Source organism: Protofrankia sp. CiP1_Cm_nod4 (genome assembly GCF_982290645.1).
The window spans coordinates 20,988-32,711 of record NZ_CEVIVC010000054.1 but is presented as its reverse complement, the minus strand read 5'-3'; the positions used below and the strand labels follow the sequence as shown (position 1 = coordinate 32,711).

Below are 11,724 nucleotides of genomic sequence, written 5' to 3'. Positions count from 1 at the left end.
GGTGAGACGCCCGGGCTACCTGGTGCGCACGCCCGCCCAGCGAGGCCTGTTCGCCTGGGCCACCGCGTCCCGGACGACGGCCCTCCCCCGGCCCACCGCCGGCCCGCGTCCGGTCCTGCTCGGCGCCCTCGCGGTGTCGGTGGTGGTGACCGGGATCACCGTCGGGACCCATCGGGCGGTCCCCGGTGAGCCGCTGTACGGGCTCAAGCTGCGCGTCGAGCACATCCAGCTCGACCTCACCAGCAGCCCGGTCGAAAAAGCCAAGATCCATCTTGATATCGCCCGCACCAGGCTCAACGAGATCAATTCGATCATGGATAACGGGCGGCTGCCGAAGAAGACCATCGAGGTACACGACCTGCTGACGGCCTGGCAGCAGGAAGCGTCCGCCGGCGGGAACGTCCTGGTCACCGAGGCCCGCAGGGGCAGCGAGGACGCGCTGCGAACCGTCCAGGACTTCACCGACGACCAGTCGCGGGACCTGCACGTCCTGCTCGACAACCTGCCGGACGGCCCCCTGCACGCCATGACCGCCGAGGCCCTCGACTACGTGCACGGCGTCCACAGCACCCTCAGCACCGGCGAGAACACCCCACCGGCGGCGGGCGCCCCCGGCCAGGCGGACGCCTCACACTCACCGCAACCGGTCCCGTTCGCCGTCCTGACCCCTCCCGTGGCCGCGAGCCCCGCCGCCCACCCCAGCGTCAGCCCCTCGGCGGCATCACCGCGGCCGGCCCGTTCCGCGGGCGCCGTCCACAGCCCGCAGGCACCGGCCACGCAGGCCTCCGAGCCCCAGGCCGTCCCGACCGACGCGCCCGCGCCCAGCGCGCCCGCGCCCAGCGCGCCGGAGAGCCCGCCGCCGGCCGATGCGGGCGGCCCCGTCCAACCGGTCGGCACCAGCACCGGCGGAGCCGCCTGATCCTGACGGGCGGGCCGGCCCCTGGCCGCCTGTCGGCCGGGGCGTTCCCGGCCGGGATCACCACCCTGGGGCCCTCGGCCGCGGCCCGGGAGGAAGACCGGCCCGCGGCCACCGCGCGGGATCACCCCGTGGGGACGTGGGATCACCCCGTCGGGATCAGTGCCTCTGCGAGCGGGCCACGTTGATCTGCTGCAGCATCTCCGCCACGAGGAAGGCGAGCTCCAGGGCCTGACCGGTGTTCAGCCGCGGGTCGCAGGCGGTCTCGTACCGGCCGGCCAGGTCCGCCTCACCGATACGCTCTCCCCCACCGAGGCACTCGGTGACGTTGTCCCCGGTCAGCTCGATGTGGATCCCCCCGGGATGGGTGCCGAGCTGCCGGTGGACCTCGAAGAAGCCGAGCACCTCGTCCAGGACGTCGTCGAAGTGCCGGGTCTTCACACCGTTGACGTCCCGGGTGTTGCCGTGCATCGGGTCGCACGACCACACCACCGGATGCCCGGCGGAGTTGACCTTCTCGACGATCGCGGGCAGGACGTCGCGGATACGGCCGGCGCCCATCCGGGTGATGAGTGTGAGCCGGCCGGGCACGTGGTCGGGGCTGAGCCGGTCGGCGAGGGCCAGTACCTCGTCGGGCGAGGCCTTCGGGCCCACCTTGCAGCCGAGCGGATTGCCGATCCGGGACATCAGGTCCACGTGGGCGCCGTCGAGGTCACGGGTCCGTTCGCCGATCCACAGCAGGTGCGCCGAAAGATCGTAGATCGAGCCGGTGGCGTCCTCCCTGCGGGTGAGCGCCCGTTCGTAGTCCAGCAGCAGCGCCTCGTGGCTGGTGAACAGCTCGACGCCGTGCAGTGTCGGCGTGCGCTCGAGATCGATACCACAGGCGGCCATGAACGACAGGGCCCGCTCGATGTCGGTCGCCATCACCTCGTAACGACGCCCGGCCGCCGAATCCCGCACGAACGCCTTGTTCCATTCGTGCACCTTGGACAGATCGGAGAACCCGCCGGTCGCGAAGGCACGGATGAGGTTCAGCGCGACCGCGCTGGCATGGTAGGCGTCCAGCATGCGGCCGGGGTCGGGCCGGCGGGCCCGCGCCGTGGCGGCGATGTCGTTGACCGCGTCACCGCGGTAGGACGGCAGGCCGGTGCCGGCCTCGATGTCGGCCGAGCGGGGCTTGGCGTACTGGCCGGCGATCCGGGCGACCTTGACCACCGGCACGCTCGCGCCATAGGTGAGCACGATCGCCATCTGCAGCAGCGTCTTCACCTTGTCGCGAATCTTGTTGGCGGTGTTCGCGGCGAAGGTCTCCGCGCAGTCTCCGCCCTGCAGCAGAAATGCCTCGCCCCGGGCGACCGCCGCGAGCCGTTCGGTCAGAATCCGCACCTCGGGTGCGACAACCAGCGGTGGCAGTGTCGCCAACCGGTCGCGGACGGCGGCCAGTTCCCCCTGGTCCGGCCAGTTCGGTTGCTGTTTGGCCGGCAGGGCCCGCCAGGCGTCGAGTTCCTCCACAGTGATACAGGGTACGGCCCGGGCACGGGCGCACGTCGCGCAATCCCCGGTGTCATACCGTCCCGCGCCACCCGCCCGTGCCACCCTGCGGCAGCCGGCCAGCCGCCGGCTTCACGGCCGCTTCCCGGCCGGCCGCCCGGGCCCCGCGCGGCCGTTTCAGCCGTTTTCCGGGCGTTTCGGCCGCTTCATCCTTCGCAGCTGTTTTCCGGCCCTTCGCGGCGGGCGTCTCAGCCGAAGAAGACCTCGGCCTCGGCGTAGAGCTCCTCCGGCACCAGCTTGAGCTCCCGGGTCGCCTCCGCCAGCGGCACCCGGTCGATCCGGGTACCGTGCAGCGCCACCATCGTGCCCCAGGCGCCGTCGTGCGCGGCGTCGATGGCGTGCAGGCCGAAGCGGGTCGCCAGCCACCGGTCGAACGCCGTCGGGGTGCCGCCCCGCTGGACGTGGCCGAGCACGGTCGCGCGGGACTCCCGCCCCGTCCGCCCGCGGATCTCGGTCTCCAGCACGGCGGCGATCCCCTGCAGCCGGACGTGGCCGAAGGCGTCGAGCTCCCCCTCCTTGACGGTCAGCGAACCGGCCACCGGGACGGCGCCCTCCGCCACCACGATGATCGGCGCGTACTGGGAGGCGAAACGGTGCTCGACGAAGGCGCAGACCTTGTCGATGTCGAACGGCCGCTCCGGCAGCAGGATCACGTTGGCCCCGCCGGCCAGCCCGCTGTGCAGCGCTATCCACCCCGCGTGGCGTCCCATCACCTCGACGATGAGGACGCGGTGATGGCTCTCGGCGGTGGTGTGCAGCCGGTCGATGGCCTCCATCGCGATGTTGACAGCGGTGTCGAAGCCGAAGGTGTAGTCGGTGGCGGACAGGTCGTTGTCGATGGTCTTGGGCACGCCGACGACCGGGATGCCCTCGTCGTGCAGGCGGGCAGCCACCCCCAGGGTGTCCTCCCCGCCGATCGCGATCAGCGCGTCGACGCCGTGCGCGGCCAGGGTCCGCCGAATACGCGCGACACCGCCGTCCTCCTTGTAGGGATTTGTGCGACTGGATCCGAGAATAGTGCCACCACGCGGGAGAATTCCGCGTACCGCCTCCACCCCGAGCGGGACGGTAGCGTTCTCCAGCGGACCTCGCCAACCATCCCGGAAGCCCACGAAAGAATATCCGTAGACATCCGTGCCCTTGCGGACGACCGCCCGGATGACCGCATTCAGCCCGGGACAGTCCCCACCGCCTGTAAGTACCCCGATCCGCATTCCATGCACCTCCTGGCGGGCCGAAGAAAGCGCGATCTTCTTTTTCTCGCGCCCGGCTCCCCTGGCCACCCGATGGTCATCAACCGGTGACGAGCCGCTCCTGTCAGTTCGGAAGCGTAATCCCACGGAGAGGATCGAAGAAACACATCCGCCGCCCGTGGCGCGGGGAATTCGCCGGCCCGGCGGCCGTACTTCACGGAAGTTTCGCCACGATCCTCACCGCGCGGGGGCCGGGGCCGGGCAGGCCCGCAGCGGCGCCAGGACCCGCCAGCGGTCGAGGTTGTGCCGGGCGTCGGCGAGCGCGTCGTGGGCGTCGGACGGCGGGGGCGGCAGCGGTGGCCGGCCGACCTCCTCCCAGAGCTGGCGCAGGTCCCGGGTGAAACGGGGGAGGAACCGGGGCAGGTCGGTCATCGTGCCGAAGAGCTGGCAGAGCACCACGTGGTCGTAGGCGGCGTACCAGGCCCACAGCTCCGGCGGCCCGGCTGCGCCGAGGAAGGCGACGATGTCGGAACGGATGCGCGCCCGCGTCCGCCAGCTCGGGTCGGACGGCGGCGGGAGCTTGTCCAGGACGTTGCGCCGCACCCACGGCACGGCGAAGGCCGGGTCGAACTCGGTGGACACGGCGTAGTACTCCCGGCTGCCGTCCTCGCTGACAATCCCGATGCTCACCAGGTCCAGCCAGAGGTGGCCCCCCTCCGAGCGCTCGATGAACTCGGTGTCGTAGAGATAGCGGCTGGCCACCGCTCCAGTCTGCCCGCCGGCCGCCCGGGAGGACGCGCTCATTCGCCGCGGGGGGACGCCGGGCCGTGGCGGCGGTCACGACGCAGCCTCGACCACAGCCCGGCGAGGACGATCGCCATCCCGGCGGCGCCGGCCAGCGGCAGCGCCCACAGCAGCATGCCGTTGACCTCCTCGCCGGCGTCGCGCTCATCGGCCCGGCCCGCGACGGTGGTCTGATCCACGGCGGCCGGGCCGGAACTGCCGCCATCGGCGGCCCCCGCCGGGGCTGCGGCAGTACCCGGGGTGACGGCCGCCGCGCCGGCCGCCGGGCACGGGCCGCCGGGCGGCGGCGGGGCGACCGGCGGGGCGCCACCGGCGGGCGCGGGCTCCACCCGGACGTCCACCCGGGCCGCCCTGGCGTCGGCGAGCAGGCAGACCACACCCGCGCCGGGGGCCGAGACGACCGTGCCCCCCGACACCCGCACCAGGTAGCCGTCCGGGTAGGCCGCGGCCGGGACGCGGATCTCGGTCGTCACCCCGCGCCGGAAGGCGCTCCCCGTCGGCGACACCGGCAGGTAGGACAGTGCGAGCAGCCGCCCGGACGGGTTGTAGGCCAGGCTCACCGGAACACCCGCGACCGCGGCCGGATAGGGCCTGGCCAGCGCGGCCAGAAGCGGGCCGGTGGGCGGCAGGTCGAAGAACCAGCCGATCTGGGCGCTCTCGGCGGCCGACAGCAGCCGCTGCACAGCCGCCGGATCCCCACCCGCCCAGCCGACCAGCAGCGCCGCCTCGTCGTTGGTCGCCGTGCTCGCGGTCGGGTCGAACGGGGCCGGGCCGCTGCGCCAGAGCAGATGGTGGGCGTCCTCGGCCCGCACCGCACCGGACAGCAGCGGGGAGTTCGCCGACGCCGAGGCCGCCAGCTCGAAGCCGACCAGACCGGCGGTGTCACGGAAGCGGTTCGACAGCCGCCGCAGGCCCGCGGCGAACGCCTCGTCCCCGGCGCGGGCCGCGATGGCGGCCGGCACAATCTGGATCATGACGCGCAGGCCCTGCCCGGTGACGGTCGCGACGGACGCGGCAAGCCGCTCGAGCCCGTCACCGACAGCTGCGCCGGTGCCAGTGCCGGTGCCGGTGCCAGCAGGCGGCCGGGCCTGGCCGGCAGCGCCACCGGCCTGCCGGGCCGGCCCGGCGGTGTCACCGGCCTGGCCGCTGAACGTCCCGTCGGCCTCCATCCGCACGCCGAGGCGTGCCGCGGTGAAGCCGGCGGCGGCCCACTGCGCGACGGTGGCCTGCTCGAGGACGGCGCCGGGGGGCACCGTCACGCCGCGTACGAACAGCGCCCGGCCGTCGAGGTCGACGGCGAAGCGCCCCGCGCGCAGGACCGTGCCGGCGGGCGGCTCCGGCGCCGCCGGCCCCGCGGGCGCCGGGCGCGCGGCGCCGGGATCCGGTGCCGGCTGGGCCCGGGCCGCGGGTACGGCACCGGCCACCACCGGAATGGCGACCATGGCGACAACGGCCGCCACCGGAATGGCGGCCCTGGCGACAACGGCCGCCAGCCGAACGGCAGCTCCGGCGACAACGGCCGTCAGGGCGAGCCGTCGCGGGAGACGCCGCGTCCCCGCCGGCCGGGCTGCCCGCGGCCGGCGCCGACGTGAGGGATGGTCGGGCGCCGTGAGATCCGCCGATGCGTGCACATCGACCATCCTGCCGTGCCCGAATGGCCAACAGCCGGCCCGGGCCGGCGATCAGCCTGCCTGGCGGGTGTCAGTCTGGTCACCCAGGCCCGAGCGGCCGGTCTTGCGACCGGCCCGCCGGCGGGCCCGTGGGGCACGGGGTGCCGACGGCTCCGCCATGGCCTTCGCCGGCGGCCGGTCGACCGTACGGCCGGCGCCCTCCCGGCCGGGCTCCCCGCCGCAGGCGCCGGCCGCCTCGCCGGCCGCCTCGCCGTCCGCCTCGCCGTCCGCCTCGACCGTGGCGGCGAGCTCGCTCTTGACCCGCTGCGCGTACCTGTCGACGTACTCCTGGCCCGACAGCGCCATCAGCTCGTACATGATCTCGTCGGTCATGGACCGGAGCACGAACCGGTCGTCGACCATGCCCTCGTAACGGCTGAAATCGAGCGGCTGGCCGATGCGGATGCCGACCCGGCGGATCCTGGGCAGCAGCTTCCCCTGGGGCTGCACCTCGAACGTGCCGATCATCGCGACCGGGATGACCGGGACCTTCGACGCCAGCGCCATCCGGGCAACACCGATCTTGCCCCGGTACAGCCGGCCGTCCGGTGAGCGCGTGCCCTCCGGATAGATCCCCAGCAGTTTGCCGCCCTGGAGCACCTTCACGCCGCTGCGCAGCGCCCTGTCGCTGGCGGCACCACCGCTGCGGTCGATCGGGAGCTGGCCGGCGCTGGTGAAGAACAGCCGCTTCAGCCAGCCTTTGAATCCCGGGGCGGTGAAGTAGTCGCTCTTGGCCAGGAAGGTGACCCGGCGCGGCACGACCAACGGGAGGAACAGGTGGTCGGAGAAGGAGAGATGGTTACCGGCGAGGATTGCGGGGCCCCGTTCCGGGATGTTTTCCAGCCCCTCGACCCACGGCCGCCAGAACAGCCGCAGGATGGGAGTGAGAAATGCCTTGACGACCCAGTACAACACGTCAGCTCCCGGTGTGGTCGCCCACCAACATCGTCTCGACACGCATCGGCCCGACACGCCCGCACACGGTGGCCGGGACAACCCTATGGAACCGTGGTGGCCGCGTCCACCACGGGGACTGTCGCGGCCGGCCGCTCCCCGGGCGCCGCCGGCAGGCTCCCCCGCGGCGGCCCGGGAGCCGCGCGGACGCGGGACACGGCGAGGCCGGCTCCGGACACGACACCGCCGGACATGGCGTCACAGAACACGGCGTCACAGAACATGGCACCGCTGGACACGGCACCGCGGAGAGCATGGCCTCTGCCCGTCCGGCATGCGAGCATGCTGCGGAACCGGTCCGCGCGACGAAAACAGAACAATCCCCCGTCACCACGGAGTGCGGCCGATCGCGCGCGAGTAACGAGAGGGCGGACACCATGGCAGGCGTACCACGGCGTTCGGTCACACCAGGCACTTCGGTCACACCAGACACTTCGGTCGTACCGGGCACTTCGGTCGTACCGGGCGCGGAGCCGTTCGAGCACGATGGCGGCGACACCGGGGTACTGCTGATCCACGGATTCACGGGCACACCACAGAGCATGCGCCCCTGGGGCTCGTTCCTCGCGGAGGCGGGCCTGACGGTCTGTTGCCCGCTGCTGCCGGGCCACGGCACCCGCTGGCAGGAGATGAACGGCACGACCTGGCGCGACTGGTTCGGCGCGGCCGAGGATGCCTTCCTCCGCCTGCGGGAACGCTGCTCGGCCGTCTTCGTCATGGGGCTGTCCATGGGCGGCACCCTGACCCTGCGGCTGGCGGAGGTCCACGGCCCGGCGGTGGCCGGGGTGGTCACGGTCAACCCCAGCCTCGGCACCGACCGGAGGATCGCCGCGCTCGCCCCGGCGCTCTCGCGCGTGATCCCCTGCGTGGCCGGGGTGAGCAGCGACATCAAGGCCGCGGGCACGGCGGAGGTCGCCTACCGGTGCCTGCCCCTGCGGGCCTTCGTCTCCCTGCGCGAGCTGTGGACGGTGACGGTGGCGGACCTGGGGCGTGTCACCAGCCCGATCCTGACCTTCCGCAGCCGCGTCGACCACGTCGTCGAGGCCACCTCCGGACGGATCCTGCTGGCGGGCGCGACGTCGTCCACCGTCTCCGAGCGCATCCTGGAGAACAGCTACCACGTCGCGACTCTCGACAACGACAGACACACAATTTTCGAGGGAAGCCTTCAGTTCGTCGACACGCACACGGTTGTCTCGGGGTGATCGGGGTGAGTCGTGCCTGACCTGCCACCACCTGCCGGTGGCCCGCCGCCGGACGCGGGCGGAGCCGCCGGCGGCCCGGCGTGCGGACAGCCGCCGCAGGCCAGCCCGCCCGGCGCCGAAGCGAGTGGCGCCGGCGCGCCCGGCCCCACCGGCCACCGTGGGACACGCCGCGGCGATCCGCCGTCCGGAGACGGCAGGCCGAAGGAGCGGCCGAAGGAGCGGCCGAAGGAGGACGCAGCCATCGCCGGGCCACCGGCGGCGGGCAGCCCCGACGGGGACGGCGGCGGCGGTGCGCCCACGGCGCGGGACACGGGCCAGGAGACGGACCAGGACGCGGTCTTCGCCTCGCTCGTGGCCCGTTTCAACGCCGAGCCCGTGGAACGGACCTGGCCGTCCAGCGAGGACGTCACGACGCGCACGGAGCCTCCGGGCGTGGCCGTGCGCCCGGTCTGGCGCTTACCGCTCGACCCGGACCGGCAAAAAGATCATATTTTCCTTCCCGTGGACGACAGCGCGACCACCGGCCCGGCCGGTGAACGGCCGGACGTCGATCCGCCGGGCGTCCCGAATGATGCCGGCGGCTACGACGACCCTGATGACCCCTCCGGTGACCCGTCCAATGACCTGTCCGACCACTACGACCCACCGCCCCCACTGCCGGCACCCCGCATGAAACCCACTACCCGGTGGGCGTTGTGCTCTATTGCCGTCGGCGTCGCGATCCTGTTGGTCCCCACGATTGCCGGGATCGACCATGGCAGGCCCTACGACGTCGGAGGAGTCATGCTTGTGCTGGGCGGAGTCGCCACACTGGTGTTCCGAATGGCGGATCGGCCGCCCACCGACTCAGCGGACGGTGACGACGGTGCGGTCGTCTGATCCCGGTCCGCCGGCAGGCGGACCGGGCACCCGCGTCAGGGCACGGAAGGGGCGGCTGCGTGGAGTTCCACGAGAAGGTCGAGATACACGGTCACCTGATGGACACCGGCATTCTCGCCCGGGTACTCGACGACGTTCTCAGCTACGGGGGCGACTACGAGATCAGGAGCATCGATCTCGGCACGACCCATGACGACGAGTCGCACGCGACGATCGTCGTCGGGGCCGACTCGGCGGAGCAGCTGACCCGCATCCTCATGAGGATCAAGGCGTACGGCGTCAACAGCGTGGAGCCGGGCACGGTGCTGCTGCGGGCGGCCGACCGTGACGGGGTCTTCCCGCCCGACTTCTACTCGACCACCAACCTGGAAACCGTGGTCCGCCTCGGCGGCCAGTGGGTGCCGGTGGAACATCCCGAGATGGACTGCGGCCTCGTCGTCTGCGACGGGCGGGTGCGCACCGTCCCGGTCTCCGAGGTCCGGGCCGGCGACATGATCGTGTGCGGCGTGTCCGGGGTGAAGGCCGTGCTGCCGGTGACCGACCACTCGACCCGGCTGTACGGCACCTTCCAGGCCCTGTCGTCGCAGTCCGTCTCGTCGTCCACCACGCTGCTGGCGCCGCAGCGGCAGGCCGTGCTGGTCCGCGCGATCGCCCGCCAGATCCGTGAGCTCAAGGCGGAGGGCTTCGGGGTGCTGTGGGTGGCCGGGCCCGCCGTCGTGCAGTCCGGGGCCACCCCGGCCATGGTCGCGCTGATCGAGGCCGGCTACGTCGACGTGCTCTTCTCCGGCAACGCCTTCGCCGCCATCGACATCGAGGCGGCCCTGTACGGGGCGGCGTTCGGCAACGAGCCGAGCCGCGGCAAGGGGGCCGAGCGCGGGCACGAGCAGTACATCCGGGCGATCAACACGATCCGGCGCGCCGGATCCATCGTCGCCGCCGTCGACGACGGCATCCTGACCAGCGGGATCATGCATGCCATCGTCAAGGCGGGCAAGAAGTTCGTCCTGGTCGGCTCGGTGCGTGACGACGGCCCGCTGCCGGACGTCCACACCGACGTGCTGGCCGGCCAGCGGGCCATGCGCGACGCCCTGCGCGGGATCGGGCTCGCGCTCATGGTCGCCTCGATGCTGCACTCGGTGGCCACGGGCAACATCCTGCCGGCGTCCATCCCGGTGGCCTGTGTGGACATCGACCCCAGCAGCGTCAGCAGGATCGCCGACCGCGGGTTCTCCCAGGCGGTCGGCGTGGTCACGGACGCCGGGCTGTTCCTGGAGCAGCTGGCCCAGGAGCTGGTCGCCGACTACCGTCCGGACACCACTCGCTGACCCCGCTGGCCCCGCTGGCCCGGCCGGCCCGCTCGGCCACGGCCCGACCGGCACGGTCAGCCCGGTCAGCTACGGGCCAGGTCGGCGGCGCCGATGATGCCGCCCCGCGCGGCGAGCTGGGCGGTGACGATCCGCGCCTCGGGACGGTGCCGGCGGGCCGACAGGCTGTTGGCGAACTCCGCGCGGGCCGGGGCGAGAAGAAGATCACCAGCCTCCGCCACCCCGCCGCCGAGCACGAAGAGGCCGGGATCGAGGATCGAGGCCAGGCTGGCCATCGCCCGGCCCAGCCAGGTACCGACGTCCTCGAAGCACTTCACCGCGAGCGGATCGCCCTCCAGGGCCGCCTCGGTGACCGACGGGCCGCGAAGAACGCCCACCTCGCCGCCGGCGAGCTCCAGCAGGCGCCGGCCCGCCGCCGGCGAGGTCGTGACCAGCTCACGGGCCTTGGCCACCAGCGCGTTGCCGCTGCCGTACGCCTCCAGGCAGCCCCTGTTCCCGCACCCGCACAGACGGCCGCCGGCCACCAGCTGCATGTGCCCGATCTCCCCACCGAGCCCGAACCGCCCCCGGTACAGCCGGCCGTCGAGCACGATCCCGCCGCCGACGCCGGTCCCCACCGTCACGCACACCAGGTCCGGCTCGCCGCGGCCGGCACCGAAGCGGTACTCCCCCCAGGCCATCGCGTTCGCGTCGTTCTCCACGACGACCGGCAGGCCGGTGCGAGCACTGACCTCGTCCCGTAGCGGCTCGTCACGCCAGGCGAGGTTCGGCGCGAACAGCACCCGCGAGCGGTCACGGTCGATCAGGCCCGCCGCCCCGATGCCGACCGCCTGCACCGGCCGCGGCGCCACGGCCGCCCGCAGCTCGTCGACCACCTCGCCGATCAGATCGGCCACCGCCGCCGGCTGCTGGCTCGGCGTCGGCCGCCGCAGCGACGACAGGACCGTCCCGGACCCGTCGACGACGCCGGCGGCGACCTTCGTGCCACCGACGTCCACGCCGATCACCAGATCGGGGCGCGCGCTGTCCCTGTCCGACGACGTTGTGATGGTCACTCGACATCGATCCTCTGAACACGCGGCCCAGGCCCCGGCCGCTCGGTTGGCCATCCCCTCACAGCAGTGTCCTCGACGGGGCCGGTACCGGCCGTAGCGGCGCTGTCCGTGCCGGCGTCCGGACGGCCGGCGAGGACCGCCCGCACCGCCGCGGCCAGCGCGGTGGCCGCGG

At 73.0% G+C, this 11,724-nt stretch carries 10 protein-coding genes; 4 read left to right on the top strand and 6 right to left on the bottom strand.

The window, feature by feature from the left end; all coding sequences use genetic code 11:
• On the top strand, positions 1-919 hold a 919-nt coding region (locus AC5LSR_RS12580; protein ID WP_493468484.1), incomplete at its 5' end, for a DUF5667 domain-containing protein.
• A gap of 156 nt (positions 920-1,075) precedes the next feature.
• Here AC5LSR_RS12580 and AC5LSR_RS12575 read toward each other — a convergent pair.
• The 5 genes from AC5LSR_RS12575 to AC5LSR_RS12555 all read right to left on the bottom strand — a co-directional run bounded on the left by AC5LSR_RS12575 (position 1,076) and on the right by AC5LSR_RS12555 (position 7,049).
• Positions 1,076-2,428 (bottom strand): class II 3-deoxy-7-phosphoheptulonate synthase, encoded by a 1,353-nt coding sequence (locus AC5LSR_RS12575; RefSeq protein WP_250286829.1) that lies wholly within the window; start codon positions 2,426-2,428, stop codon positions 1,076-1,078.
• A 227-nt stretch (positions 2,429-2,655) separates the two neighbouring features.
• Positions 2,656-3,681, bottom strand: a complete 1,026-nt coding sequence (locus AC5LSR_RS12570) for a 6-phosphofructokinase (protein ID WP_445548467.1) — start codon at positions 3,679-3,681, stop codon at positions 2,656-2,658.
• A 216-nt stretch (positions 3,682-3,897) separates the two neighbouring features.
• Positions 3,898-4,464 carry a polyadenylate-specific 3'-exoribonuclease AS gene (locus tag AC5LSR_RS12565; protein ID WP_445548799.1) on the bottom strand — a complete coding sequence of 189 codons (567 nt, stop codon included), beginning with the start codon at positions 4,462-4,464 and terminating at the stop codon, positions 3,898-3,900.
• Positions 4,461-5,906: a hypothetical protein gene (locus AC5LSR_RS12560; protein WP_493468483.1), complete on the bottom strand. Its 1,446-nt coding sequence runs from the start codon at positions 5,904-5,906 to the stop codon at positions 4,461-4,463. The genes AC5LSR_RS12565 and AC5LSR_RS12560 overlap by 4 nt, the downstream gene beginning before the upstream one ends.
• Before the next feature lie 240 nt (positions 5,907-6,146).
• Entirely contained in the window at positions 6,147-7,049 is a 903-nt protein-coding gene (locus AC5LSR_RS12555) for a lysophospholipid acyltransferase family protein (RefSeq protein WP_250281627.1), read from the bottom strand.
• Positions 7,050-7,465: 416 nt separating this feature from the next.
• Between AC5LSR_RS12555 and AC5LSR_RS12550 the strand changes: the two genes are divergently transcribed.
• Genes AC5LSR_RS12550 through AC5LSR_RS12540 form a run of 3 tightly spaced genes read left to right on the top strand, consistent with a single transcriptional unit; the run spans position 7,466 to position 10,497 of the window.
• Entirely contained in the window at positions 7,466-8,293 is an 828-nt protein-coding gene (locus AC5LSR_RS12550; RefSeq protein ID WP_250281630.1) for an alpha/beta hydrolase, read from the top strand.
• 12 nt (positions 8,294-8,305) lie between these two features.
• Entirely contained in the window at positions 8,306-9,172 is an 867-nt protein-coding gene (locus AC5LSR_RS12545; RefSeq protein ID WP_493468482.1) for a hypothetical protein, read from the top strand.
• 59 nt (positions 9,173-9,231) lie between these two features.
• Complete coding sequence (locus AC5LSR_RS12540) at positions 9,232-10,497, top strand: ornithine cyclodeaminase family domain (RefSeq protein ID WP_250281635.1); 1,266 nt, start codon at positions 9,232-9,234, stop codon at positions 10,495-10,497.
• Positions 10,498-10,562: 65 nt separating this feature from the next.
• Here AC5LSR_RS12540 and AC5LSR_RS12535 read toward each other — a convergent pair whose 3' ends face one another.
• Positions 10,563-11,552 carry an ROK family glucokinase gene (locus AC5LSR_RS12535; protein WP_250291979.1) on the bottom strand — a complete coding sequence of 330 codons (990 nt, stop codon included), beginning with the start codon at positions 11,550-11,552 and terminating at the stop codon, positions 10,563-10,565.
• Positions 11,553-11,724 lie beyond the last annotated feature (172 nt).

What these genes read in the sequence shown, in the direction of transcription:
- AC5LSR_RS12550 (WP_250281630.1), top strand. Translation starts at nt 7,466, where the DNA reads ATGGCAGGCGTACCACGGCGTTCGGTCACACCAGGCACTTCGGTCACA.
- AC5LSR_RS12565 (WP_445548799.1), bottom strand. Translation starts at nt 4,464, where the DNA reads ATGAGCGCGTCCTCCCGGGCGGCCGGCGGGCAGACTGGAGCGGTGGCC.
- AC5LSR_RS12560 (WP_493468483.1), bottom strand. Translation starts at nt 5,906, where the DNA reads ATGGTCGCCATTCCGGTGGTGGCCGGTGCCGTACCCGCGGCCCGGGCC.
- AC5LSR_RS12570 (WP_445548467.1), bottom strand. Translation starts at nt 3,681, where the DNA reads ATGCGGATCGGGGTACTTACAGGCGGTGGGGACTGTCCCGGGCTGAAT.